We start from the raw sequence: 24,184 nt of genomic DNA on the forward strand, positions 1-24,184 counted from the left end.
GTCGGTCGAATTTGATTAAAATGCGATCTATTCGGCTGCGCGCGGCAGTTCGGCAGGCCGTTCCCATCGCAAGATCGGCTGGCGGGCAGCGCGCGTTTCATCGAGGCGACGGCGGGGTGCCTTCACCGGGGCGGACGTGAACCGATTGGACTTGCCGGCCTTGGCGTCTGTCGCCAGTTCGGCCATGACGTCGCAGAACCGATCGAGGGTCTGCTTGCTTTCGCTTTCAGTCGGCTCGATGAGCATTGCGCCATGCACGACAAGGGGAAAATACATGGTCATGGGGTGGAAGCCCTCATCGATCATCGCCTTGGCAAAATCGAGCGTGGTGACGCCCGTGCCCTTGAGGAAGCTGTCGTCGAACAGGGCTTCGTGCATGGTGGGATAGTCTGGGAAAGGTACAGAGAACAGGTGCTGCAGCCGCGCCTTGATGTAATTGGCATTGAGCACCGCGTCCTGCGCCGCCTGCGCCAGCCCGTCGCCGCCATGGCTGAGCATGTAGGTCAAGGCACGCACATACATGCCCATTTGCCCGTGGAAGGCCGTGACCCGGCCAAGCGCCTGATCCTCGATATGCTCCACCAATTCCAGGCTGGCGTCGCCTCTGCGGACGAAGGGCACTGGCGCGAACGGTGCGAGGGCTTCTGACAGCACGACCGGACCTGCACCTGGCCCTCCACCGCCATGGGGCGTCGAGAAGGTTTTGTGCAGGTTAATGTGCATTGCGTCGATGCCGAGATCACCGGGCCGCACGACGCCCATGATGGCGTTGAAATTGGCGCCGTCGCAATAGAAGAACGCACCCGCATCGTGCACAGCCCGGGCGATCTCGATAACCTGGGGTTCGAAAAGGCCGCAGGTATTGGGATTGGTCAGCATGATCGCGGCGACCTCGGGAGAAAGCGCAGCCTTGACCGCCTCCACATCCACGGTGCCATCATCGCGCGCGGGCACCGGCTTGACGCTGTAGCCAAGGAAGGCTGCCGTGGCGGGATTTGTGCCGTGCGCACTTTCGGGGACAAGCACGATGGTGCGGTGCGCCTCACCCTTGGCCTCCTGGGCCGCCTTGATCGCCATCATGCCGAGCAGCTCGCCATGGGCACCTGCCTTGGGGGAGAGGGCCACGGCGGCCGTATTGGTGAGGGTCATCAGCCAGTGGCTGAGTTCGTTCATCAGTTCCAGCGCGCCCTGAACCGTGGAAACCGGCTGAAGGGGATGGATATCGGAAAAGCCGGGCAGGCGGGCCATCTTCTCGTTGAGACGCGGATTGTGCTTCATCGTGCACGATCCCAGCGGATACATGCCGCTGTCGATCGAGTGGTTGAGGCGGGACAGGCGCACATAATGGCGCATGGCCTCCGGCTCGGTGACGCCGGCAAGATCGAGCTTGGTCTTTCGGCCGAAGCCGCCGAGCCGGTCGCGAGTCAATTCGACATCGGGCAGGTCAACGCCGGAATGCTCGGTATCGCCCATTTCGAACAGCAAGGGCTCTTCGGGCAGGAGCGCCGAGCCCGATGCGGAGGTACCGAGGGTGCCGATGCCGGTGGGGCGGCCCTGAGTGTTCATGCTCATGCCAGTTCCTCCGTCAGAGCGGCGACCAGGGCCGCGATATCAGCCTTGGTGGTAAGTTCGGTGGCCGCAAGGATGATGAGGTCGTCCACGCTCGCATCGCCTGGCAAAAGGCGGCTGACCGGCACGCCGGCCAGAATGCCCCGCCGCGCGAGCCGTTCGACCAGGGGTGCCGCCGGCTGGGTGACGCGAATGGTCATTTCGTTGAAAAACGTGTCGTTGAGCACGTCGACGCCCGGCACGCCGTCCAGCGCGTCGGCCAGCGCAATGGCATTGGCATGGTTGAGGCGGGCGAGGCGGGTGAAGCCGGCTTCGCCCAACAGCGCCATGTGGATGGAGAAAGCCAGGGCGCAAAGCCCTGAATTCGTACAGATATTGCTCGTCGCCTTCTCGCGGCGGATATGCTGCTCGCGAGTGGAGAGGGTCAGGACGAAGCCGCGATTGCCGTCGGCATCCACGGTTTCACCGCAGAGCCGGCCGGGCATCTGGCGGATGAATTCTTTCTTGGTCGCCATCAGACCGAGATAGGGACCGCCGAAATTAAGAGCATTTCCAATCGATTGCCCCTCGGCGACGACGATATCGGCCCCGAGCGCGCCGGGCGCTTCGAGCAGGCCGAGCGACACCACTTCGGTGATGACCACAATCAGCAGCGCGCCCCGGGCGTGAGCAGCATCGGCGGCAGCTTTGAGGTCACGCAAATGGCCATAAAAATCAGGGGTTTGCACGACAATGGCGGCCGTGTTGCCGTCGATCTGTTCGAGAATATCGCCTTGCCCATTGGGGGAGGGAGACAGGCAGACAAGGTCCGGATCGTTCTTGAGATAGGCCTTCACGACGTCGCGATAATGGGGGTGCAGACCGCCCGAGAGGACGATTTTGTTCTTGCGAGTCAAGCGCCTAGCCATAAGCACGGCTTCGGCGGTGCCGGTCGATCCGTCATAGAGCGAGGCATTGGCGACGTCCATGCCGGTGATCTTGGCGACCTGGGTCTGGAATTCGAACAGCATCTGCAGGGTGCCCTGCGATATCTCCGGCTGGTAGGGCGTATAGGCGGTAAGCCATTCGGAACGCTGGATTAAATGATCCACACTGGCCGGGACGTGGTGCCGGTAGGCTCCGGCGCCCACGAAGAACGGGCCGTCGCCGGCCGCATGGTTCTTTCCGGCCAGCGCGCGCATATGGGCTTCGACCAGGAATTCGGGGCTATGTGCTGGTAAATCCAGCACAAAATTGTTGAGCGCAGCCTTTGGGACAGCGCTGAACAGGGCATCGATATCGGCAGCGCCGATGACGCCGAGCATGTCGGCGCGCTCGTGGTCGGAATGGGGGAGATAGCGCATGATTACTTCGTCAGATCCGCGTAGCCTGCATCGTCGAGCAGGGTTTCGATCTCGCTTGCGTCGGCGATCCTGACCTTGAAAATCCAGCCGCCATTTTCGGCGTCCGTGTTTAGCATTCCGGGCTCTGATGTTAGCAGACTGTTAACCTCGACAACCTCACCGGACACCGGAGCGTAGATTTCGGAGGCGGCCTTGACGGATTCGACCACGGCCGCCTCGTCACCCTTGTTGAGCACCTTGCCGATGGCCGGCAGCTCGACGAAGACGATGTCGCCCAATTGCTCCTGTGCGTAATCGGTGATGCCGACAATGCCGGTCTCGCCATCGACGCGGATATATTCGTGATCGGGGGTAAACTTGGTGGTCATGGGAGCGGGCCTCAGGCTGGCTTGCGAAAATAGCGGTGGGGAACGAAGGGAGCGTCGACGGCTGCGGCGGGCTGGGCGCGACCGCGCACCGAAACCTGAAGCGCCGTGCCGGGGGTGGCGAGGGCAGGGGGCACGAAGCCCAGGGCAATTGCCTTGCCCAGCGAGGGGGCAAAGCCTCCACTGGTGACGACGCCGATAATCTTGCCTTCGGCGTCGAGTATTTCGGCGCCTTCGCGGGCGGGGGCACCCTCGACGATCAGGGCGACGCGCTTGCGGCTGAGCTGGCCATCGCGCTCGGCGAGAATGCGGCTGGCACCCGGAAAATCGGCGGCGTCGCGGCGGCGCTTGGAGACCGCAAAGCCAAGATTGGCCTCGATGGGGGAAACGGTCTCGTCGAGGTCATGGCCATAAAGCGGCAGGCCGGCCTCGAGACGCAGGCTGTCGCGGGCGCCCAGCCCGATGGGCTGAACGCGAGGATCGGCCAGGAGTTCGTCCCAGAGGGCCACGGCCATATGGCCAGGCACGAGGAGCTCAAAACCGTCTTCTCCCGTATAGCCGGACCGGGAAATGGTGACGCGCACCCCGTTCCACTCATAGGTGCCGTAGTGCATGAAGCCCAGCTCCGCCGCTTCGGGCACGAGACTGGCCATGACATTGACGGCTTCGGGGCCCTGCAGGGCCAGAAGCCCGCCATCGTCCGCGCGGTGCAATTGCGCCTTGTCGCCAGCCGCGGCGGCAATCAGGGCAAAGTCGTTGTCCTTGGTGCCGGCATTGACCACGATGAGCAGCGATCCGGGCGTCGTGGGCGAGCGCCCGACCATGAGGTCGTCAATCGCGCCACCGCTTTGGTTGAGCAGGAGCGTGTAGCGCATCTGGCCGGGCTTGAGGCCGGCAATGTCACCGCAGATCAGGGGTTCGATGATGGCAGCGATTGCAGCATGGTCGGCTTCGGCATCGCCGCTGGGATTGGTGAGCACGAGAAAGCTCGGACCCATATGGCTGACATCGAAAAGGCCCGCCTGCTCGCGGGTCCATTTGTGCTCGGCCATGATGCCGGTGGGATATTGCACGGGCAGGGCATAGCCCCCGAACGGCACGATGCGGCCACCGGCGGTAACATGGCGGTCGTAAAGCGGGGTCTGTTTGAGGTCTGCGGAACTGGCTTGGGCCATGAACTCTCTCTGGCTGGACGGCGACACGACAAGGCTCCGCCGAATGGCGGGAATGCGTGCCCCCTCTGTCCTTGCCCTGAGAGATTTCCCGGCTGAGCGCCGGTTGCTCCTTCGGAGAGGCCGTTAAGCCTGCTTTCCAGAGTGTTTGACCTGACTGCGGTCCGTTTGCCTGAGAGTTTCCGGGGCGGTTGCTCCTTCGGCGCTGGCGCTGGACCAGTCTCTCCCGCAGTCCTGCGCACCATGGTGGAGAATCCGAAGGGCGTCAATTGCGGTTTGGATTTGTCCCCGATCGAGGGAGCAGGGATATGCGACCACCGAAACCCTCACCTAACCTCGCGCTGAAGTCGGGAGAAGGTTTCGCGGGAGACTTGAACTCTTCCATCGAGTCAGCCCCGTGAAGGCCGGGATCTCCGCAGACAGGGGTTTCCCCCCCTTGCGGGAACGACCCGATCAACGAAGATGAGTCCGAGTTCAAGATTGCGCTGCTGCAGCGGCAGGCTGAGCGGATAAGGCTGCAGCGGCCAGACCGCACGTCCTAAACAAAAAAGGCGGGCATTGCTGCCCGCCTTTCAATCTCGAGTGCCGAACCGATCAGTTCAGCTTGTTGCTCACATCAGCGATGGCGGCGTCGATGATCCGGCCACCCTTGTTGTTCATCTCGTCGGCAAGAACGACCTTGGCCGCTTCGATGGCGATGTCGGCAGAGCGGGCACGCACTTCGGCGATAGCCTGGGCTTCGGCCTGGGCAATCTTGTCCTCGACCGACCTGGTGCGGCGGGCGACGAGATCGGCCAGCGAGGCCTGGGCCTCGGCGGTGAGGCGGGTGGCTTCTTCCTTGGCAGCGGTCACGATGCCTTCGGCTTCCTTCTCGGCGGCAACGCGCTTGCGTTCATATTCCACCAGCAGGGCAGCGGCTTCCTCGCGCAGGCGCTTGGCTTCGCTGAGTTCGGTTTCGATCTTCTTGATCTGCTTGTCGAGCATGCCGCCAATGATGCGCGGAACACCGACACCGATCAGCACGCCGATGAAGATGATGAGACCGACAAGGGCGGTAAAGCTGTTATCGAACCATTCTGGCATGGTGCTTACCCCTTAACCTTGGCAACGCCAGCGCGGACGCTATCGGCGGAAACGTCACCGATCAGCTGGCCGACGACGGCCTGGGCCGTTTCAGCAGCGATTTCGTCGACATGGGTGAGAGCCTCTGCCTTGGTCTGGGCGATGCGGGCTTCGGCGGCAGTGACCTTGGCGGTCAGGTCGGCCTCGGCAGCATTGCGCTTGCCCGCCAGATCGGCCTGGATGGCGTCACGGGTTTCGGCAGCAATGCCCTGGGCCCTAGACCGGGCTTCGGCCAGTGCCTTTTCATAGGCAGCAATGGCAGCATCGGTCTTCTGGCGATCGGCATCGGCAGCGGCAAGGTCCGCGTCGATGGCGGCCTGGCGCTTTTCGAGAGTCTGGCCAACCTTGGGCAGGGCCAGCTTGCTCATCAGCACATAGAGCGCGGCAAAGGTAATGGCGAGCCAGAGAAGCTGGCTGGGGAACGTTGCCGGATCAAAAGGTGGGAAGACGTCCGAATGATGATCGTCGCCATACGCCGCCGTGCTGGCATGCGTATCCGTTGTCGGATCCGTGGTCAGATCCAGAGATTCACCGTGTTCGGTGTCGATCGCATTCTCGAGGTTGCCCTCGGTCGGCGTTACCGCTTCTTGAGCGTATGCTTGCGTTACCATCTGGTCGAGGTCCCGTTGAATCCGGTCACCTGGCCCTGAAGGCCAGATAGAAGCGCAGCCGGATGATTACCCGGCTGCGAAATGCTTGCGTTCGGGCCGATTAGGCGACGAACAGCAGGATCAGGGCAACCAGGAACGAGAAGATGCCCAGAGCTTCGGTCATGGCCATACCGAAAATCAGGTTACCGGTCTGGCTGGGAGCAGCGGACGGGTTGCGCAGGGCACCCGACAGGAAGTTAGCGAAAATGTTCGACACGCCGAGGGCGGCACCGGCCATGCCCAGGGTTGCGATACCAGCGCCGATCATCTTTGCGGCTTCAACGTCCATTTGTTTGTCCTTTCGAGGGTCAAAGTTTTACCGGCGAAAAGCCGCCGTTTGAGGGGACTCAACGTCTTAGTGAGAGGGGTGGACCGCGTCGTTGAGATACATCGAAGTCAGCACTGCAAACACATAGGCCTGCACCACCGCGACGAGCAGTTCGAGCGCCGAAATGGCAACCGTCATGATGAGCGGCAGCAAGGCACCCAGCCAGCCCAATGCACCCAGGGCGCCGAGGCTGACCACGAAACCGGAAAACACCTTGAGGGTGATGTGACCGGCCAGAATGTTGCCGAACAGACGAACCGACAGGCTGATCGGGCGCGACAGGAACGAGATGATCTCGATCGGCACCACGATGGGCAGCACATAGGCGGGAACGCCGGCAGGAACGAAAAGCTTGAGGAACTTGAAGCCGTGACGGAAGAACCCGTAGAGGATCACCACCGAGATCACCAGCAACGCCAGGGCGGCGGTGACGATGATATGGCTGGTCACGGTGAAGAAATAGGGGAACATGCCCAGAAGATTGGCGATCAGCACGAAGCCGAACAGCGAGAACACGAAGGGGAAGAACTTCATGCCTTCCTTGCCGGCCGAACTTCGCAGCATATTGGCCACGAATGTATAAAGCAGCTCTCCCGCCAGCTGGAACCGGCTGGGCACCAGCGATGCCTTGGACGCCGACAGCACCATGAACCCGGTCAGCACCGCGACGGTGACCACCATGAACAGGGCCGAATTGGTAAAGGAGAGATTGAGGGCCGTGCCCGCAGCCTCGTCACCGATATGAATCGGAAACAGATCGTAGATGACAAACTGGTGGATCGGGTCAGTACCGGCCATGGAGCCCTCTAAGCGTCATCATTATTGTTCCGCGTCTCCCCCATGGCCCCGGCACCCGGAGCCACAGACGATGCGGCGTTCATTTCCGCCACCACGCGGATGACGTTCATCGTACCAGCGGCAAAGCCCATCAGAACCATGATGAGCAAGCCCCAGGGGCTGGTCCCCAGGCCAAGGTCGATGAGATAGCCCACAACGGCTCCCACCAGCACCGCGGCCATGAATTCGGTGCCCATGCGCATACCGCGCGCCAGCCCGTTCATGTCCGTGGAAGCTTCCTCGGAGGCTCTGTTGGCCTGCCGGTCGCGCTCCCGCTTGGCAGAGGCAATGCGCGATGCGAGATCCCGCGTTACCCCCTGGGCCTTGTCCGGGCCGTGGTCATCCGGCGGTATGGTCATCCGCAGCTCCCTCGACCGGCTTTCTTCCCGCCTGTGACGGGTGCCCTTTAAGTCGCGCGCAACATAGTGGTGGCCCTATTTGGTGTCAAGGCGACCTTGTTTGCTCTAAATTATTGTTTCCACAGAGCAATTTGTGACGGGGAGGGGGTGCGGCATGCTGTCCACACCCAGATGGTGGCGGAGTCGTGGCAAGGCGGGGGGATTCTCGGCCTGCGCGGGATGCCTCGGGCAGCGCCAGCGCCACCCTGATGTTGTGCTTTGGCCGCGATTGAGGCAAGTCAGTCACCGATCATTTCCCTAGCACAAGAGAGCATAGATGAATCTGCCGGAAATCGAACGCCTGGTCAGTGAGCTTCTCGCCACCGGCGACATGAACGAGGACACGCGGGCCGATCTCGAGCGCATCCTGGCCGAAGCCCGCGCCGGTCAAGCCCATGCCGACGATGTCGACTATCTGGCGGCGCTTCATGCCCGGCTGCTGTCGGCTGGCGCCCCCGAGACGGAGCCATCGGGTCTTTCACAGGCGGGCGACGATAAGGCAGCGCTTCATGCCGAGATTGCGCGGCTGCGTGCCGAACTCGAGGCGGCACACCGCACCATCGCCGATCTCCGTGCCCAGATCGCGCCGGAAGCCTAGATGTGCAGTGAAGCATAACCTGCAACAGCGACTCGCGATTCCCGGGCCTCTGAGCGGAATCGGGGAAACATATGTTCATTCAGCCGGAAGCATAAAACGTCTCCCCGAGCACACGCGCGCATCATAAGATGACTCGGGTCCAAATTTGCTTCGAGCACGATCATGACGATTCCGCATGCTCATGTCATCGACCGTTCCGCGGTGCCGGCGCAGTTCCCCACTCATTTGCATGAGCCAAAGTTCTGGGAGGCCCTGGGCAGAGCGGTCGCCACACTGGGCTTCTTGGAGGAAGTTTTGGGGAAAGCCATATTCGCGCTGACTGCTACCAGGCGATATCCTGCAGATGAGATCGACGAGGCGTTTGCTCAATGGCTGCCGACGCTGGAAAGGGCGCTGTACGATCCGCTAGGAGGTCTCATCGACAACTTTGGAGCGGCGCTTCGAAAGCACGAAGACTCTACCATTTCGAACCTATCAGACCTGCTGGATGACATGAGGGAGCTGGCCAAGCTGCGGAATGTTCTATGTCACGGATCTTGGCGTGCACCGGACCAAGACGGTAGATCGGTCCCGTTCTTCGTCAATAAGAAGATGGAGATCTTCACCGATCCGATCGACGTGGCCTACCTGATCAGGGTGCAACAGTACACGTCCGAGCTTATTGCGACCGTCATCGACGTTGTAACCCATATGGGTTGGCAATTCCCGGGCTCTCTAGGGCCTGGGCGGCCCATTGTGCCCTAACCAGTCTCTCCGCTTGCGTTCTTTGCCGCGCCTCCGCTTCGGCTTTGCACGCTTACCCGAGGTGACCGATAGTCTGTCGGCAGGCTTAGAGTCGATGAGGAAGTGACCGATCTTCCAGTTTCGGAAGTACTCCTCCCCGCCAATATACCTCGACAACGTGCCCTCGGCCACGCTCAGCACCATAGATCGATACCTCGGCTGATGGCGGATCGCGTTCTGGATCAGGAGCCCGGTCGCAAGTTTTCCGTAGATGGTGGGGCCACCTTCCCACAGTCTCTCAATGGTCTCACGCAGCACTCGGATGTGACTGGCCATGCCCGCGTTCTTCGTGCCCAGGCCGCTCGCCATAGCATGAATACGATACTTCGTTTCCGGGGTGACGAGCGCCACCAGCCGCTCCACGTCGCCTGCTTCGAATGCGATAGACTGATGGCGAAGCGAAGCGAGATCAGCCGTAAGTTGCGCATATCGGTCGGGCGAGAGCATGCCGTTGTGACGAGCGAAGTAGAACACTGCCTGCAGCCATGCTCCATCCACACCCATGGCCTTCCCGACCAAACGGTAACGCCGATCGTCGCTGACAAGAAGCATGTCGTGCTCCTTCGCCAGGAATATCGGATCCAACGCTCCTCGGTTGACGTGGTCGACCAGGTCCGTATCGAGATCGTCAGGTGCGTGCACTGGCATGACTTCGAAGTCGGAGGCGAATGACGCTTCGCGTTTCTCCAATGCCTCTGCTCGAGCGAGTTCCCGCTCTGGTGTCATCTCGTCGAAATGGAACTGGCCCTTGTGGAAAAATGCCGTCCCGCCCCGCTCAGTACCTTCGAACCGCTCCCCATCATCCGAAAGCTGCTGCACATCGTCTTGTGTGGAGCGTGCCACCAGCAGTCGGCCAAATACCGATTGAAACACATCGACGGCATCCAGCCCAACCAACGTCCAGTGGGTGAGAGTATCGAGCACCGCACCGCGTCCCTTGAACGCGCGGATCATGGCCATCGCGCGCCATCGCTCGGGTTCGGTGTTCTCGCAGGTGTCGATATCGATACCTTGCACCCTCAATGTCTCGGCGAAGGTGATTACGCTACCACCTGCGATTTCCACGATGAAGGAAAGCGGAACTGCATTGTCATTGTAGAGGCCGAGAATGTTCTCTGCTCTCTCACCCTGACGTCGAACCATATCGAGCAGCGGTTGGATATCGTTGTCCTGCGTTCTGATGACCCAGAAGCCGTCCTCCTTCGGGAAACGATCGTTGAAGTGCTCGGCAGTGTCCTCGTAGGCATGATGGTATCGGTGACGGACCTGCTCGACGGTCCATTCTCGCTCTCGCCCGATCCCGTCCGTTAGGGTGAACGTCTCGCCGGCGCGGTGCCCAATGGCCGCCCCTGCCAAGGAATGATCCTTTGCATAACGTCCATCTGCAGGGCGGTTCGGACCGTCTACGATCGTAAATTCGTTGACCTGTCCATCATTGGACACCAGACGAGTCCACATGCCTACGTCGACCGAGGCATCGCTCAAGCGAGCAAGGTAGGGCATGTGGGTCAAACCCAGGCCTAACCACTTCAGGTTCACGCTGGGATCGTTCTTGTTGTCCTCAAGCACCTGATACCCATGTTCGAAGGCGTCATCGTAGCGCCCGGCCATGCCAAGCAGTTGCGCCAACTGCATGTGCTCGAGCGGAGTGCCGGTCATCTGGCTAGGGTCAAGTAGGGCGACCAACTGCATCACTTCAGGCTTCTTCTTTTGACGAAGCAGTACCTGCGCGAGCATCAGCAGGGGATGCAGTTTGCTCGGAGCGAGTTGCACTGCGGTTCTGAAGCGTTCCTCTGCCGAAGGGATGTCCTGACGATGGATGTGCAGGATGCCTTCCAGAACCGCCATGCGTTCGGTCTGGCGGATTTCCTCGGGAAGCTCTTTGAAGAAGCCAAGACCGCGAGCCTTGGGTGGATACTGATAAGCGAAGGCCGCCGAAAGCTCGTCGAGCTCATCGGATGGGACCGTCAAGTCGACGAAACCATCGAGCAGCGTTATGACTGTCGAGTGATCGCGCCTACGGCTCGCATAGTTCGCCACCATTTGACGACTGGCTATGTGGCTTTCGGGGGTAATCGCTGCAACGGCCTGGTCGTAAGCGGCTCTTGCCACCTTCTCAAGGCCTAGATCATCGGCCATCTGCCCCAAGAGCACGGATGGCCGTGCCGCACCTACGTTGTCGCCGATCCGAGCGATCAAGAACTTCTCCGCACCTGCAGGATCGCGCTTCGCCAAAACCCTGGCATGAGCGCTGTCGACCATCGCCTTCACGGTCGCGACCTCTGGTTCCGGAACAGTGTCCAGCGAACCGAGCCCGTAGAGAGATGCCAGGTACTTCCAGTCAGCTTCTCTTGCCGAAATTTGGACCCGAAGAAGCAACCCAGGGCCCTCCTGCGGAAGGCGAGGCACGAGAGACTTGGCGTATGCTCGATCTCCGGTTTCGACAGCAACCGCGGCGGCTCGGATCAACACGTCAGGATCGTTGCCGGCTGCTGCCAGCCCTTGCTCAATGATCTCTTTTGCCCGTTGGTGGTCAGCAAGCAGAAGCAGTCCGACAACAGCATTGACGCAGAGCGCCAGGTTGTCTTGCCGTTCCGGCACTTCCTGTTGCCTCGCCTGGTTCCACAAGGCGATGAGCTCATCGGTCGCCCTTCTCACAGTCTCCTTTTCGCTCGGGTCAAGGCGCCAAGTGCGGGAATGCTGCCCCGTCACGATGGTCTCGATCTCACCTTCAGCCAAGTTCCGACGGAACGTCTCCTCACCTGGCCATCGTTCTGCCGCAGCGCGTGCTACCTCAACCCAATCCAGTCCGCCCTGGGCGCGCATATTGGCCAGATGGAATTGCTGCACATCCGGCGTCTCCCTCAGTCTCTCGGGTATAAGCGAGAGTGGGTCTTCCAAGTCGAGGTTTCCAGCTGCCTGGACGGCATATGCTGCAAGCGTTTCGCTGGTGCCGTCCTTGCCCAATTCCTGCAGGGCGAGATCAAGCGCTTCCTGATTTTTAGAATCCAGGATTAGGGACAGAACCTTATTGGCACATGCTTTGGGATCATCCGGCGCGTGTGTCACCGCATCCGCCAGAAGATCCGACGCCTTTTGCTCGTCGCCCATGTGGAGGTAGCAATGGCCGATGTTGGCTTTGACGCGGAACCATACGTGCCCCGAGTTGGCTTCGGTCAGCGAAGATTTTAACACTTCCAAAAGCTTGAGAGCCGACTTCGGGTGACCCGAGATCATGAGGTCCCTATAGCGATCGATCTCGAGGTCGAGTTGGGCGTCTGCTGCGTTGGCAGCGCCGGTCGTGGCGTCAGTTGAAATGATCGCGGTTTGCGACAGGGTGGCCTGAATCGAACCTAGGGTGGCCAAAATCTCCTGATTTTGCAGGTCCTGTCGCTTGGACACTGCACTGTGGTTTGGATCGAAAGCGTCGGCGCATTCATGCTCCGCAAGCCGCTGCTCAATTGTCCCCCATCCCCATGCACGAACGATGATTCTCCGCCCGAGCATGCGCTGCTCTTCGGTCAGCTTGGCCGCAAAGGTCTGGAGCGGACCGTCATCATCGGCAGTGTAGGTAAAGAAGTATTCTGAAAGCTTCGGCTCCCACTTCAGAGCCTTCTCGAAGTCCCTTCGGAACTCCTCCTCGGTCGGCATCTTGTGATGACCATTGCACTTACATTGAACACCGACGATTTTGCTGGGATCCGCGTCGCGGTATCCGAACATGTCCATGCCGTGCTGCTCTTGGCCTCCTCTGCCAAAGCGGTTCAATGAGTCGTCCTTCAGAACCTTTCGCCACAGGATGCTGGAGCCCTGTTCGAAATCCTGCCAGTTCTTAGGCTTAGGAACCTGTACTTGTGAGTATGCAGACGCAGCCATGACCTATGCCAACTTCGGCACGAATCTGCCGCCACCAAGAAGGTGCGAGCGCAAGAAGCATAAGTAAAGAGCGGCGCGGTTTTGACCAATCAGCCGACTGAGGTCTTATTATTTGCAATCGGTAGTCCGAACTCTCCCAGAGCGATCTTTCGACCTCTTGTTCCAATCCGGTCGAATTGCATGATGCTTGAAGCTGGGGGCCAAAGGCAGCCCCAAAGCGTTTTGGTGCCGCAAGCGCTCGGTGCTGTTCTTGAAGACCTTTGGCCTGGGCGATCGGAGCGCGGCCCGCACGGCTTCCTCGCGACGATACAGCGTAAGAGCGATCTCGCCCGTCGTCTCAATCGGATCGACGCCGTTCTCGCTAAGGTGGCGAATGACTACCCTTGGGCCCTTCACCCCCAGCATCGACGAGAGTTCGGCGGTACGGATGTAAGTCGCCTTGAACGCGTCGATCATGGCCTGCGTGATCGAAAGGTTCGTACCTTCGCCGACAGGCACTACCAGTTCGTTGGAGATGCAGCTGCGAAGCTGGTTGTAGTTCATGCCCATCATCGGCGCGGCTTCCCGCAACGGGTATCCGTCACGCCTCTCCAGCTTCATGATGCGCTGGGCCTCGCTTCGAGACACCATCAGTCCCGACATGCCGGATGCTTGCTGATCGATAGCCCTGAGAGGCAGCGTGCCGTCCAGCACTAACCGCAGCACCTCGGCCCGCGTCGCGAACATCTTCGTTGGCCAGTACATGTTGACCAGATCCTCCGGCGCGACCGACACGTCAGGCCTCACCAAGGAGCGAAGACCGTCAAGGAACGCGCTTGCCGTTCCGGGCTCGAAGTACCAGTTGTTCCACTGCGCATCGCGAAGCCGCCGATCGCGCTTGTCGCCTCGCTTGCCCTTCGCTGGCTTATTCCTGTCGAATGGGCGGCACACGTAGGCGAGGTGACCCAGGTCGGCCAGTTCGATGGCGATCTGCCGACGAACGCCAAGGATTTGCATCACCGCATCCATGGTCTCAAGGCTGCGCACGCGCTCAAGGTAGGGTCCCACAACGGCCGGCGGCATCATGTTGCCGATGGGATGATCCGATGCGACAGGATAATCGAGCGTCTTCGCAAGCCGCATCGACAACTCGACGTTCATTCCGAGTTGCGAGGCGATGACGCCCATTGGCACTCCCACCGCCGGCGCACCATCAACAACGATGCGATGAGGGACGATGAAATTCTTTTCGGCATGGCGATCGATCTCCTGCCTAATGGCAGATGCCAACGGGCAGTCCGAGCGGATGCCAGGCTCGTTTCTCAGCCAGCGCAGCAGGCTTCCATAGGTTCGAATCGTGCTGGTTCTATCGGCTTCCGTGCGCCTGCTCACCAGTTCGTCCAGCAATTGGTCCAGGTTGACTGGAAATTCGGCAAGCGCACGGTATCCGGCCCGCAGCAGTTGCCCGATGCCGAACGCTCTACGAGCCTGGTCGACGGTCATCGTCTCGGCAAGGAGGCTGCGTCCAAGGCGCTCCATAACATGCAGGGCCTTGCCCAGACTCGTGCTGTCGAGCAGAGGATGAGGGTGCTGACCGGTGCCCAGCAGCCGGTGCACGACGTAGCTGTCCACCTCGGCATCCACAGCCGACACGGAGCATGCTTCGACCTCTCGAAGGTCGTGCGTCAATCGGCAATGGGTCATGGCGTGCTCGCCATGGCGCAATGGCTTGTCGCAACCGCATCGATTGACGAGCTCGACACCATGGAACGGGCAAGCGGTCACGGTGGTCACATCCCACCACACCCGGTGATATGGTTCCTCGGCAAGACAAGCCGGACACCAACGCCGCCACATCTCGCTGAAGTACTCGGATCGCAGCCATTGCCCCAGTAGTTCGACGCCTTCATCGAGCCGCTGTGCCGTCGCATGCCGAAGCATCTCCTCATCGGCTCCGCAAAGGTGAGCCACTAGCATCAGGTCGGCCTTCGCTACCGAGTGGTTCGACGGCACGCCACAGTTGCGCAGCACTCGACGGAAGCTGGATGAGCCATTATGGGCGACAGTCCGCAACAGAAGCGCGTGCGCCGGCTCATCGGCTTGATGAGCCACCTGTAGGGGAAAGGGCCGTCTTGATGTCGTGTCGACCCCGGTCATTTGGCGAAGTCCGGCAACTTCTGCTTGGCCGAACGCAGGTTGGTGACATCATCTGCGTGGGGGTGGACGTCGGTGGCGGCCACATCTTTCCGAAAGGTGAGCTCGCGCCGACGCCGAGAACTTGGACCGAATGGATTGGCTCGCCTCCTATCACCACGACGAAGAACCTCGAATGCGGACGACAAGCTTGGATCGTCAACTGCCTCCTTCCCATCGTCATAGGCGTAGGAAGTCGCTCGGAAGAGCAGCTTCATGACGTGGTCGAGCAATCCGTCCGTGGCGAGATGCATCTTCTTGGCCATAGCGGCATCACCCAAGGGGGAGGCGCAGGGGAGCGGAAGTTCGCCCTGAAGACCCTCCATGATCTCGGTCCATTCCTTTTTGTCGCCGGCATCGTTCCAGTCGAACGGAAGCATGGGGAGATCACCGCCGCTCCGGCGCCGGAACTGCTTGTAGATGTCGTGCAGGCTTGCGAGCTGCTCGGTGCCGGCGAACACGCATTGACAGATATTCTCCCCCAGCAATTCCTTGAGACCGCGGACCGCCTTGCTGGCGAACCGCTCGGTCCTGTCCTCCACCACGTGGGTGAACTCATCGAAGATCAGCAGTTTGACTTGTTGTTGCGACATCTGCCGAAGAAGCACCGACTTCAGGTCCGTGACGTTGTCACTGCTGGCCTCTTCCGCGCCGAGCGCCAGAACCATGGCCTTCAGCATGTTGGGCAGGGTAGGGTTCGCCGGCGTCGATACGCGGACCACGGGTCGCTTGATCCCGCTCGGCGTCTTGAACGGCCCGCCATAATGACCGACGAACTGACGCAGGACGGTGGTCTTGCCAACACCGGACGGTCCATACAGCAGCCCTGCCGTCGCCTCCATGCCCGTGCCCGCCTCGTTCAACACGTCCTCCAGCCAGTCCCAGGCTTCGTTGTACTGGGAATATTCGATCACCTTCGTGCCGATGACCGTGAGGATGCGCTTCTTTTCAGGGTCCTGCGTCGTCAGGATCTTCGCGATGTCATCGGGATACATGCCATCGATATTCTTCAGCAGCTCAAGATTCAGCATTGATGAACCTCAGTGGTCTTCTCTCGCGCCGCCCTCGGCGACTGGCAGGCACCGCCTGAACAGGTTCCTCGGGTTTGCCAGTAGCTGATTTCGGCTCCTCTTCTGGAACGCTGGAGCCTTGTTCCTCGCCCTTTTCATCGTCGGACTCGGCAACGGAGACCTGCTCGTCCGCTTTCGATGGAAAGGGATTCTCAGTGTGCTGCCTGCCAGTGTTGCGCTTCTTGCGCCGCTTTCTTTCTTCGATCAGGGCGTCGGTCGCTGCCTCATCTTGCTTGGCTGCGTCCTCATCCTCCTCGTCATGAAGAGTGAGGTCGAGGTGACCGTCCTCGTTCTGATCAACGATGGCTTTGCGCAGGTCCTCGATAATGTTCTTGCCCTTGCCGAGATAACGGGCCACCGCCAGGTTGGCTCGCTTGTTCTTGCGTGATCCGATCAGCTTCTCACCCAACTCGAACAGCTCGACCTTGGCCAGCAAGAGGTGTTTGAAGTGCAGGCGACGGCCGCCAGGCACGTTTCGCGAGGCATGTCGGCGGATGACGTAGTGCTGATGCTTAGACAAGCCCTCGGCATAGTCGAACCTGGTGCACGGAACCGAGAAACTGATGCCGCGATCGTCGTCAACGATCCACACATGCCCGATGTCCTGAGGGTCGTACCGAATGACGACGCGCGGGTCCTTGTCGAATCCCGAACGATACAGCGCCAATTCCGGCGAGTTGTACCGGAGCCCGAACAACGCGATGCCGCGTCGCTCTGCGAGTCGCTCCTCATAGGCGCCGACCAGTTCGATGAGGCTGGAGTGCTGCCGCACGAGGCGCGGTGGACGGATCGCCACGCCCTCTCTCCAAAGGTTGATCCGCAACTGATCCGTGTGAGGCTCAAAATCCTGATGATGGATATCGACGATGGCCTTTGTCACGATCAGCTTCATCGCGGACAAGGTGAGAGCGGCATCCTTCTCCGGATCGTAATCGCGGACGTTGTCGCCCATGCGAAGAACCTTGCCGGGAAACATGTCCAGAAACGAAGTCTGCACCGTTCCCCAGAAGCGTTCGATCTTGCCCTTCTTCCAAGGCTCGCCGGGCGGGATGTAGTCCACGTTGCAGCCAAGTGCCTTCGCGGACTCCTCGAAGGAGCGAGCATGGAAAGCGGCATCGTTGTCGATGAAGAATTGGAAGGGCACCCCGTTGACCGGGTAGTCGTTGCGAACCACCCTTCGACCGTCCTCGTCATCAGGGACCCAGTCCAGGTCCTTCATCTCGATGACGTGCTTCAAGCATCGCGCCGCCGCCACGTACGATGGCGGATCGAAACCGATGTCGAAGCCAGCAATGACCCCGGAGTAGCAGTCGATGGCTGCCATTAGGTACGGCGTGCCGAGGGGAAGCCCGGTTTTGTCATCGACCACCATCAATCTCAGATACTTGAAATCCGCTTCCACTCGCTCGAAGGGGAACGTTGGTTCGGGCCCTGTGCCGACCGGGTACATCTCCTGGCGCGTGACAGCCTTCCCGTGCCGCCTCAGCAGGCGCTCTGCTCGGTTGACGTTGCTGCAGGCCGTGCAGAACGTTCTGTAGGTAGGCCAAAGCTGGGCCTCTGGATCCTCCTCCAGCAAGGCCTCCACAGCATCTCGCCCTCCGAGATACTTGACGCAGTGCGCAACCGCCACCTTGTAGGCAGTTGCCTTGGTTGGCCTGTCGAGTTGGAGCCACCGCGTCTTGCCTTTCTCGATCGCCGTCTTCATGTACTCGGCAAGCCGGTCGGTTCTGTTGCCCTTCCGACGAGAGGATGGATTGAGAGCGCGAATGTCGCGGCCAGCTCGAGCCCAATCCTTCCACCAGCGGTAGACAGTGCTCCAGGAATGCGATCCGGTGTCGGAATGAGCTGCCGCAACGGAGTCGCAAACGGGCTGCAATCTTGCCTGTGAGCGGCTGAATTCCGGACCAAGATCATCGATGGCCTTGCAGTAGCGAAGGCGCCGCAGCATCTCGCGTCGTTCGGAAGCGTTGAACGCCCTCAGCGACCTGCGCAGCGACTGCTGGATGCCGATAGGAAGACCGAACTCGTCACGGGAGACGAAGAACAGTTTTTCGGCCTGCCACCAGGCCTTGATGTCGGCGCTGGAGATCTTGTGCAGGGCGTCCGGCGCGTCCGGGTCCGAGAAGATGAAGCCGACTGGCTTGCGAGAGCCGCCTTCGCAAATGAGGCGTTTGCCGTGCAGCTCGATCGCGTCGCCGGTGCGGAGGTAGACGTCGTTGTCATCCTCCTCACGCTGCGAAGGCTGGTTGCCCATGTAATTCATCGGACGTTCCGCCAGAGAATGGTGTCTCCATCGAACAATCGTCCGAGGGAGAACTGCAGCTCGCCTGTCGCCACCATGTTCAGGACGGTGGCGTAGGCGCGAGGATAGGTAAGCACTGCAGTGCCGACAATTTCGTTAAGGGTGAACTGCTTGGTGCCGTCTGCGATCTGGGCGACAAGACTTCGTTCTTCTTCGGTTACCAAACCCTCTCCGGCTTGATGAACGATGAGCTTGGCGTTGGTCAGCCGAGGTTCGATGTTGATCGTCCTCTCGGTGAAGATCAGCAGGTGACGCCCGGCTTCTCGTGCCTCGTTTTTCAAGCGTCGCAAACGATGATGGGAGGCAGCCTTCTGCAGGCTCGTAAGCACCTCGATGTCCACGATGCGATGCGCCTCAGATCTATGTCCACGCAAGGCAAGGGCGTATCTCGGCTGGTAATTCCTCCGCGCGAAGCCATCGAACCAAGGAAGAGGTTCGGCCTCCTTCGAGACGTAGGCAACCGATGGATGGACTTCCGCCAAGCAGAGGAAGTGGAAGGAATCGAGACCCTCATAGGCTACGTTTTGGCGAAGCTTCGAGGAGTAGAACCAACCTTGATGGGATGCGCGACTGCCCCGGCCGCCAAAAGGCTGATGTCGGCCATTGTCGCTGGGGGTGTTCGCGCGCACAACGCGCGGCTTTGAAACGGCTGTAGGCATGAGCGAGCTCCATCGGGTTGGATGGCGGCCCTGTTGCTGAATAGGACGAGAGCCGCAGATCACTGGGTGCGGCTGGCCATAGGAATGGCGTCCGCGAGCGAGAGCGTTCTGCGGGTATGGAGGCGTGGAAGGTCTGTGCCTGACGGTCGGAGTTCATTGTTTTCACCTTGATGGTTGTGCGGGGCAGGCCAGCAGCCTGCGACGCAAGGACGTAGCGGCCCAGCGGTCGGGTGACCGTGGGCTGATTGAAGGGTGCGGCTGGGAAGGGTGAGGGCGGCGCTACGCCCGGGCGAGATCCTGCCCCGAAGCGTGCACTGCTGCACCGCGGTCCTGCCGCGCGCCAAGGGGCGATATGAGGAGAATCTGGCTCATGCGGTCTCCATAGAGCAGAAGCGATCGCCGTCCATGAACGGCGATGCTCCGGTTTGATTCAAATTGCCTACAGCCGCGGCAGGTTGAAGTTCTGTCGGTTGCCGCCATCCGGGAACGGGATCACGCCTTCATCGAATGCAGGACGTTCGAGGCGGACCTGGCGCTCGGCATCGAGCTGGACCGAGCGGGCGATCGAGACGAGCGCGCGGTTGGCCGCATGCTCGAAGCTCTCCTCGCCTAGCTCGTCGTGAACGCGCACGAGGCGCGTCAGCACGCGGATCAGAAGATCATCCATTCTGCGCGCCCTCCGAAGCGGCCGGCCATTCTCGTGGCGCCTTGATACTGGTAATTGCAGCCAGGAACTGCGCTCCATTGAGCTGGCGGTGCGCCATGAGTTCTTCGGCCACGGCCACGATCCTGTCGGCATGCTGGCGGACCAAATGCATCGTCCGTGCATAGAGCTGACGCAGTTCTGCCTCCACGGCCGCTGCCAAGCGCGGGTTGATGGCCAGCACGTGTGGCAGTTCCGAGGTTCCGCCTTGATAGAGGAAGCGCTCTCCAAGGCCACCACTGACGTGGAGCATGCCGACGTAGCGCGTGGCCACGGCCAGGTCGCTGTCATCGCTGCCACCTGCGCCCATGCTGGGATCGCCGAGAATGACCTCCTCGGCAGCACGACCGGCAAGGGTTCTCAGGACAATCTTCTCAATGTCCTGGCGACGCGGCGAGTAGTTGCTGAACTCCGTCATGACGTAGCCGCCGGTGTTGCCACGCTGCACGATGCTAATCGCTGCTACCTCGCCAAGTCCAAGCACATGAGAGAGCACAGCATGGCCGGCTTCGTGAGTAGCAATTCTTTCAACGAGCCCGGCATCGCGTTCCTCCGGCGGCGCAATGGCATTGACCAAGTCGCGCATCTGCATGGGACGCTTCTGCTGCCGCGCGGAACGGCGTGCGTTCTTGACGTAGTCAACGACCATGGCGCCGCTTGAGCCAAGAGCGAGACGAGCCGCCCCCGTCAGGTCCTGTCCAGCGAGGTCCTGGCGCAAGTGCTGACGAAGAATGCCAGCGAGATCAGCTTCGTTGGGAGGATCGATGTTGACAATCGTACCGAAGCGGCCGGGACGTACTAAAGCAGGATCAAGTCGAGCACTGTGGTTGGTAGCTCCCACCAGGATGATGCCTTCGGTCTGACCGGCCACGGCGCCATCGAGGAGGGTCAGGATCCGCGCAATCAGCACGTTCCAGTAATCCGCGTTGCGAGAATCGAGGTTTTGACGCGAGGGCAGGGCGTCGATCTCGTCAAGGAACAGGATGCAAGGTGCCTGGGCACGCGCTTCCGCAAAGATAGTGTCCACGCGCTTGACGATAGCGTCGAGATAACCGCTGGCCTCGGCAAACCATCCGCCGACCGAAGTGGCGATCAACGGCACACCAGCGGACTTCGCCAGGGAGCGCATCATCGATGTCTTGCCGAGCCCAGGAGCACTGGTCAAAACGACGGCGGCGGAAAGGGACGACCATGGAATTTCACCACGGCGCCATTGGCCGAGGTCGTTGACTAGATTCTTAGCCCACTCCATGGCCTTGCCATAGCCGTGGAGCTCTTCCAGGCTTGGAACGTCCGATGCGACCGAACCGAGCTTGGCTTCCATGGCACCCTTCAAGCGATGAACGCATTCGGCGGCGGTGGAGCCGCGACGCATGCAGGACGTGATCTCGTCGAAGGTCAGGCCAGCACCCAGTCGCGCCGGCACGTCGATCGGCAGCTTTCCCGTGACCAACTTGATGACTTTCGCCAGGAGTTCCGGCGAAGGCGGCGGCAACATCACCGTGCGATCGGCAGTCGTGAGCAGGGCAGGCGAGAGGTAGCTCGCCTGCTGAGTAACCGCGAAGATACGCCCGCCTTCGACGAGCAGGCGCATCAACTTGTTTCCGTCATTGTCGCCCGTTTTGAAGCGTGCCGCTTCGGTGGGAGCGACGCCATCGTCCCAATCGGCAAGGTTTTTCACCGCCGCATAAATCGGTTTGACGTAATCCGCGCCGGGCACCTGCACGACAAGGGAATAAGCGTCGTGATCGCTGATCTCGTTGCGCTCCGATTTGCTGAGCGCGCTCTCCAGCATCAATTTCGGAAGTGCAATGTGCGCGTCGATGAGGTGTTCCTTGCCAATCGGCTTGCGCTTCGGAGGCTTGATCCTGCCCTTGTCCTCGATGATGACGGCGTCCCAAGCGGCGTCATAAGTGCTGTCGTTGTCCATTGATGGTCTCCGCTGCCGGCAGACGAGCGCGTTCGAGCACTCGGTGGTTGCTGGCCTTCAAGCCCTTGGGGCTGCTGTCTCAGGTTTGGATGAAGGCGCTTAGGAGCGCCGTATGTCCTGGCCACATATCGATGCGGAAACGGCGAACGCGCGAGGGAGCCGGCCAGCGGCAATGCTGCGGCAGGGGCTCAAATCGGCGATGTGCGCAGAGAGCGACATGGCGACTTCCTCGGTTCAGGTGTGAACGAATAGTGAACCCTTTGACAGTCTGTCAAGCGAGATCACAGATCACTCCAAACGTGGTAAACGCCAAAATATGATACTGTCAACATCATTCTTTCGTTGCGGATGCCGATGAGATTATGATACCTCCAACATCACAAATAGAGGCAGTAGAATGCAGATATCGAGTTGGGACGAGATTGAGCGCGACCTGAAGCTGGGCGTCTTCCTGATCACGGTGGCGGCACAGTCCCTGATCGGAGACCGCAGCAAGCCAGCCAAGGCATTCGGCAAGGCGGCACTTGGAGCCGGCCTGAGGGAGGACGAGCCGGCGATGGCCCAGGCCGACGAGATCGAGGACGTGCTCGACTTCGACGTCACCACCACGCACTTCCACCAGGTTGCTCGCCTCTGCTTCGACTTCGTCAACGATCGCACTCCGCTTGATCAGCTCGACGTCGGCGATCTGCAGAGCGACACGCTCAACTGGATGACCTACTTCCTGTCAGCCATCCCGCACGACGAGTATGCCACCCAGCTGGGTGTACATTCCAGCCGCTTCATTGAGCATGCCGACAAGGGAGGGGAGTTCCCGCTGCCCGGCCTTCACTTGGCGGCATCGGCCAAGGCTAATCTCGTCGAGTTCCTGCAGTCCTTCCCAGGCGAGCTCGAGCACGGCATCGGCTTCGCGCCTTACGAGATTGCGGCCATGGCCGGCATGAACATCGCATCGGTTCGCAACTTCATCGGCCCCGCAGGCAACAAGCCCATCCGCTCAATGCCGAGTAAGGATAGCACCGGTGTCTATGGGCAGCCGCTCGACACCCTTCAGTGGCTCGCCGGACGCCGCAACTTTAACCCGGGCCCGCTCAGCAGTGATTGGCTGCACCAGGTCGCCGATCGCGTTGAGACCCCCGAGCAGACCGGCGCGATGATCGGCATCTATGCCTGGACCAACCGCATCACCACCGAGATGCTGGCGGATCGATCCAGCCTGCCGGTTGAACTGATCGCCGGCTGGACGCGTGGCGAACTCACCACCACCGAAGACGCCGCCGCCATTGCCGAGGCCGCCGGCGTCGACCCCGAATTCTACACCGACCTCGTGGCCCGTTGCGGCGGCGTCACTGCCCGCATCTGACCCTGAGGACCGACCCATGCCGAACATCATCGAATCGCTCAACGCCAGCATGCTGCGGGATCCGCGCTGGACGCCGCACCAGGACCGCCGCGCCGGCGGCACCAAGTACATCTCCACCTTCGTGAACGGACGGGGTGACGTCATCGCGCTCGACCTTGGCTCAGGCGGCAAGTCCGCCATCTGGGCGCTGGCACGGTTGTCGCCTGGAACGCTGGCGCCCGCCGTGGATCGTGAGCTCTATCCTTCGGAACGCCCCCGCAATCACCACCTCAACGTGCCCGAGCTCAAGGGCAAGCCGCTGATGCGCTTCTACCCGCGCAACCGAAGCGAGGCGCAGCAACTCGTCGACTACTTCGCCGGCGCATGACCTCTTCCCGGGTCGGGGTGAAGGCTGGCGGCGGGGAAGACCGCATCTTTCTGTGTTGTTGCACGGCCCATCAGGGCCAACTTGCCCGGCCATTTCGGTGGCCGGGTCTTTCGCTTACTCGGATAAGCACAGCTCCGATTGCTATTGGTCAGATCGAAAACCAGTAGCGCTACGGTTCTTGGCGATCCTAGCCGATCGCTTTGCAATCTCGGCTTCAATAGCAGTTCTAACAAAATCTAGGCGATACTCGCCCTCTGACAGCACGGCATCAATTCGTGCAGTGGTGCCATCGGCAAGCGGCAGCTGTATTCGTTCGGTGAAGAGTTTCGGTCGACCCATGCGACCAAATGGGCGGCTTACGACTGAGTCGTCAACGACCATGCGTTTGAGAACGGCTCAGCAACTGCCAAAGCTCAAAACTTTGGGATGCACGACAATAAGAGCCGGTAGTTTGACTAGACTACTGACGAGACATTCGCTCGCGGACGCAGATGATCGGCGCGCATCAGTTCCACGATATGACCCTACCAGAACGAAGATCGACGATCTTTGACAGTGGTGCAAATTCAATCCATCG

General features: G+C 60.6%; 20 protein-coding genes and 1 riboswitch. Of the genes, 4 read left to right on the forward strand and 16 right to left on the reverse strand.

What is annotated here, in order from left to right:
- Nucleotides 1-27 precede the first annotated feature (27 nt).
- The 9 genes from gcvPB to VE26_RS01600 all read right to left on the reverse strand — a co-directional run bounded on the left by gcvPB (nt 28) and on the right by VE26_RS01600 (nt 7,745).
- Nucleotides 28-1,572, reverse strand: a complete 1,545-nt coding sequence (gene gcvPB, locus VE26_RS01560) for an aminomethyl-transferring glycine dehydrogenase subunit GcvPB (protein ID WP_046103476.1) — start codon at nt 1,570-1,572, stop codon at nt 28-30.
- The gene (gene gcvPA / locus VE26_RS01565) at nt 1,569-2,912 is read right to left on the reverse strand and encodes an aminomethyl-transferring glycine dehydrogenase subunit GcvPA (protein ID WP_046103477.1); all 1,344 of its coding nucleotides are present in this window, start codon (nt 2,910-2,912) and stop codon (nt 1,569-1,571) included. The genes gcvPB and gcvPA overlap by 4 nt, the downstream gene beginning before the upstream one ends.
- Nucleotides 2,913-2,914: 2 nt before the next feature.
- On the reverse strand, nt 2,915-3,280 hold the full coding sequence (gene gcvH / locus VE26_RS01570) for a glycine cleavage system protein GcvH (RefSeq protein ID WP_046103478.1): 366 nt from the start codon (nt 3,278-3,280) through the stop codon (nt 2,915-2,917).
- 11 nt (nt 3,281-3,291) lie between these two features.
- The gene (gene gcvT, locus VE26_RS01575; RefSeq protein ID WP_046103479.1) at nt 3,292-4,452 is read right to left on the reverse strand and encodes a glycine cleavage system aminomethyltransferase GcvT; all 1,161 of its coding nucleotides are present in this window, start codon (nt 4,450-4,452) and stop codon (nt 3,292-3,294) included.
- Nucleotides 4,453-4,599: 147 nt separating this feature from the next.
- Nucleotides 4,600-4,688, reverse strand: a riboswitch (glycine riboswitch).
- Nucleotides 4,689-5,043: 355 nt separating this feature from the next.
- On the reverse strand, nt 5,044-5,532 hold the full coding sequence (locus VE26_RS01580; protein ID WP_046103480.1) for a F0F1 ATP synthase subunit B family protein: 489 nt from the start codon (nt 5,530-5,532) through the stop codon (nt 5,044-5,046).
- A gap of 5 nt (nt 5,533-5,537) precedes the next feature.
- A complete protein-coding gene (locus VE26_RS01585) occupies nt 5,538-6,182 on the reverse strand; it encodes a F0F1 ATP synthase subunit B family protein (protein WP_052715593.1) in 645 nt (214 codons plus the stop codon).
- 100 nt (nt 6,183-6,282) lie between these two features.
- Entirely contained in the window at nt 6,283-6,510 is a 228-nt protein-coding gene (locus tag VE26_RS01590) for a F0F1 ATP synthase subunit C (protein ID WP_046103481.1), read from the reverse strand.
- 66 nt (nt 6,511-6,576) lie between these two features.
- Nucleotides 6,577-7,347, reverse strand: coding sequence for a F0F1 ATP synthase subunit A (locus VE26_RS01595; RefSeq protein WP_046103482.1), 771 nt, complete (start codon nt 7,345-7,347; stop codon nt 6,577-6,579).
- Nucleotides 7,348-7,355: 8 nt separating this feature from the next.
- The gene (locus VE26_RS01600; RefSeq protein WP_052715594.1) at nt 7,356-7,745 is read right to left on the reverse strand and encodes an AtpZ/AtpI family protein; all 390 of its coding nucleotides are present in this window, start codon (nt 7,743-7,745) and stop codon (nt 7,356-7,358) included.
- Nucleotides 7,746-8,061: 316 nt separating this feature from the next.
- On the opposite strand from VE26_RS01600, the gene VE26_RS01605 reads away from it, so the two are divergent.
- Nucleotides 8,062-8,382 (forward strand): hypothetical protein, encoded by a 321-nt coding sequence (locus tag VE26_RS01605; RefSeq protein WP_046103483.1) that lies wholly within the window; start codon nt 8,062-8,064, stop codon nt 8,380-8,382.
- Between the two features lie 162 nt (nt 8,383-8,544).
- On the forward strand, nt 8,545-9,126 hold the full coding sequence (locus tag VE26_RS01610; RefSeq protein ID WP_046103484.1) for a hypothetical protein: 582 nt from the start codon (nt 8,545-8,547) through the stop codon (nt 9,124-9,126).
- Here the strand turns inward: VE26_RS01610 and VE26_RS01615 are convergent.
- From VE26_RS01615 to VE26_RS01650, 7 genes are all read right to left on the reverse strand, one after another.
- Nucleotides 9,097-13,041: a PIN domain-containing protein gene (locus tag VE26_RS01615; RefSeq protein WP_046103485.1), complete on the reverse strand. Its 3,945-nt coding sequence runs from the start codon at nt 13,039-13,041 to the stop codon at nt 9,097-9,099. The two genes, VE26_RS01610 and VE26_RS01615, sit on opposite strands and share 30 nt — an antisense overlap.
- A 108-nt stretch (nt 13,042-13,149) precedes the next feature.
- Entirely contained in the window at nt 13,150-15,177 is a 2,028-nt protein-coding gene (locus VE26_RS01620; RefSeq protein WP_046103486.1) for a TniQ family protein, read from the reverse strand.
- Nucleotides 15,174-16,244, reverse strand: a complete 1,071-nt coding sequence (locus tag VE26_RS01625; protein ID WP_046103487.1) for a TniB family NTP-binding protein — start codon at nt 16,242-16,244, stop codon at nt 15,174-15,176. The genes VE26_RS01620 and VE26_RS01625 overlap by 4 nt, the downstream gene beginning before the upstream one ends.
- Nucleotides 16,231-18,546 (reverse strand): Mu transposase C-terminal domain-containing protein, encoded by a 2,316-nt coding sequence (locus tag VE26_RS01630; protein WP_046103488.1) that lies wholly within the window; start codon nt 18,544-18,546, stop codon nt 16,231-16,233. Before VE26_RS01630 ends, VE26_RS01625 begins: the two co-directional genes overlap by 14 nt.
- Nucleotides 18,543-19,244: a hypothetical protein gene (locus VE26_RS17710; RefSeq protein WP_152658672.1), complete on the reverse strand. Its 702-nt coding sequence runs from the start codon at nt 19,242-19,244 to the stop codon at nt 18,543-18,545. The genes VE26_RS01630 and VE26_RS17710 overlap by 4 nt, the downstream gene beginning before the upstream one ends.
- A gap of 439 nt (nt 19,245-19,683) precedes the next feature.
- Complete coding sequence (locus tag VE26_RS01645) at nt 19,684-19,911, reverse strand: hypothetical protein (protein WP_046103491.1); 228 nt, start codon at nt 19,909-19,911, stop codon at nt 19,684-19,686.
- Nucleotides 19,904-21,877, reverse strand: coding sequence for an AAA family ATPase (locus VE26_RS01650; RefSeq protein WP_052715595.1), 1,974 nt, complete (start codon nt 21,875-21,877; stop codon nt 19,904-19,906). The genes VE26_RS01645 and VE26_RS01650 overlap by 8 nt, the downstream gene beginning before the upstream one ends.
- A 397-nt stretch (nt 21,878-22,274) precedes the next feature.
- Here VE26_RS01650 and VE26_RS01655 point away from each other — a divergent pair, with 397 nt between their 5' ends.
- A complete protein-coding gene (locus VE26_RS01655) occupies nt 22,275-23,240 on the forward strand; it encodes a hypothetical protein (RefSeq protein ID WP_046103492.1) in 966 nt (321 codons plus the stop codon).
- A gap of 16 nt (nt 23,241-23,256) precedes the next feature.
- Nucleotides 23,257-23,607: a hypothetical protein gene (locus tag VE26_RS01660; protein ID WP_046103493.1), complete on the forward strand. Its 351-nt coding sequence runs from the start codon at nt 23,257-23,259 to the stop codon at nt 23,605-23,607.
- The last annotated feature ends 577 nt before the right edge of the window (nt 23,608-24,184 follow it).

Origin of the sequence: Devosia chinhatensis, from assembly GCF_000969445.1 — a bacterium.
GTDB classification, from domain to species: domain Bacteria; phylum Pseudomonadota; class Alphaproteobacteria; order Rhizobiales; family Devosiaceae; genus Devosia; species Devosia chinhatensis.

Coding starts and splice junctions, on each gene's coding strand:
- VE26_RS01610 (WP_046103484.1), top strand. CDS start 8,545: ATGACGATTCCGCATGCTCATGTCATCGACCGTTCCGCGGTGCCGGCG.
- gcvPB (WP_046103476.1), bottom strand. CDS start 1,572: ATGAGCATGAACACTCAGGGCCGCCCCACCGGCATCGGCACCCTCGGT.
- VE26_RS01605 (WP_046103483.1), top strand. CDS start 8,062: ATGAATCTGCCGGAAATCGAACGCCTGGTCAGTGAGCTTCTCGCCACC.
- VE26_RS01600 (WP_052715594.1), bottom strand. CDS start 7,745: ATGACCATACCGCCGGATGACCACGGCCCGGACAAGGCCCAGGGGGTA.
- VE26_RS01655 (WP_046103492.1), top strand. CDS start 22,275: ATGCAGATATCGAGTTGGGACGAGATTGAGCGCGACCTGAAGCTGGGC.
- VE26_RS01645 (WP_046103491.1), bottom strand. CDS start 19,911: ATGGATGATCTTCTGATCCGCGTGCTGACGCGCCTCGTGCGCGTTCAC.
- VE26_RS01615 (WP_046103485.1), bottom strand. CDS start 13,041: ATGGCTGCGTCTGCATACTCACAAGTACAGGTTCCTAAGCCTAAGAAC.
- VE26_RS01580 (WP_046103480.1), bottom strand. CDS start 5,532: ATGCCAGAATGGTTCGATAACAGCTTTACCGCCCTTGTCGGTCTCATC.
- gcvT (WP_046103479.1), bottom strand. CDS start 4,452: ATGGCCCAAGCCAGTTCCGCAGACCTCAAACAGACCCCGCTTTACGAC.
- gcvH (WP_046103478.1), bottom strand. CDS start 3,280: ATGACCACCAAGTTTACCCCCGATCACGAATATATCCGCGTCGATGGC.
- VE26_RS01590 (WP_046103481.1), bottom strand. CDS start 6,510: ATGGACGTTGAAGCCGCAAAGATGATCGGCGCTGGTATCGCAACCCTG.
- VE26_RS01650 (WP_052715595.1), bottom strand. CDS start 21,877: ATGGACAACGACAGCACTTATGACGCCGCTTGGGACGCCGTCATCATC.
- VE26_RS01595 (WP_046103482.1), bottom strand. CDS start 7,347: ATGGCCGGTACTGACCCGATCCACCAGTTTGTCATCTACGATCTGTTT.
- VE26_RS01630 (WP_046103488.1), bottom strand. CDS start 18,546: ATGAATTACATGGGCAACCAGCCTTCGCAGCGTGAGGAGGATGACAAC.
- VE26_RS17710 (WP_152658672.1), bottom strand. CDS start 19,244: ATGCCTACAGCCGTTTCAAAGCCGCGCGTTGTGCGCGCGAACACCCCC.
- VE26_RS01585 (WP_052715593.1), bottom strand. CDS start 6,182: ATGGTAACGCAAGCATACGCTCAAGAAGCGGTAACGCCGACCGAGGGC.
- VE26_RS01620 (WP_046103486.1), bottom strand. CDS start 15,177: ATGACCGGGGTCGACACGACATCAAGACGGCCCTTTCCCCTACAGGTG.
- VE26_RS01625 (WP_046103487.1), bottom strand. CDS start 16,244: ATGCTGAATCTTGAGCTGCTGAAGAATATCGATGGCATGTATCCCGAT.
- VE26_RS01660 (WP_046103493.1), top strand. CDS start 23,257: ATGCCGAACATCATCGAATCGCTCAACGCCAGCATGCTGCGGGATCCG.
- gcvPA (WP_046103477.1), bottom strand. CDS start 2,912: ATGCGCTATCTCCCCCATTCCGACCACGAGCGCGCCGACATGCTCGGC.